Genomic DNA, 776 nt, shown 5'->3' with positions numbered 1-776 from the left:
ATAAGTTATTCTGACTCACTACCGCACCCGCTTTAGGCTCACGAGCGCCAAACACCAAACGATCAATTCGAGCATGAACCAGCATTCCAATACACATCGTGCAAGGCTCTATGGTGACATAAAGTGTCGTACCAGGCAGGCGATAATTTCTTTCGTGTTCTGCTGCTGCCCGAATAGCTCTCACTTCAGCGTGAGCACTCGGGTCACAGCTAGCGATGGGGCGGTTCCAGGCCTCACCTAAAACCTCTTCACCTCTAACCAAGACAGCTCCAACTGGCACTTCACCTTCAGCGCCCGCTTTTTCTGCAAGGTTCAAGGCGCGTCGCATCCAACGCTCATCAATTATGCGTTGCTCCTTACCAGAGTTTTTTGATGCGACCTTATCTTTCGTCATTTCTTACTAATTATTCCCACTCAATCGTCGCTGGCGGCTTAGAGCTGACATCGTATGCGACACGCGAAATATGCTCGATCTCGTTAATAATTCGATTCGATACCGTCTCTAGTAATTCATAAGGCAAGTGCGCCCAACGAGCGGTCATGAAGTCAATTGTTTCAACGGCACGTAACGAAACAACCCATTCATAACGACGACCATCCCCTACAACACCCACCGACTTAACCGGCAAGAAGACAACAAATGCCTGTGATGTTTTGTGATACCAGTCTGCCTTATGAAGTTCTTCCAGGAAGATAGCGTCGGCTTCGCGCAAAACTTCTGCATATTCTTTCTTCACTTCCCCCAAAATACGAACACCTAGGCCAGGCCCTGGGAA

At 48.7% G+C, this 776-nt stretch carries 1 protein-coding gene and 1 pseudogene; both read right to left on the bottom strand.

Annotated elements, in window-relative coordinates; all coding sequences use genetic code 11:
• On the bottom strand, positions 1-394 hold a 394-nt coding region (gene tadA, locus A3729_RS06590), incomplete at its 3' end, for a tRNA adenosine(34) deaminase TadA (protein ID WP_068633456.1).
• A gap of 10 nt (positions 395-404) precedes the next feature.
• Positions 405-776: pseudogene (locus A3729_RS06585) on the bottom strand (GMP synthase (glutamine-hydrolyzing)); the annotation flags it as partial.

The organism is Oleiphilus sp. HI0043 (assembly GCF_001634935.1).
Note: the sequence above shows the minus strand (reverse complement) of the source record. Positions and strands in the feature narration are given on the sequence as shown.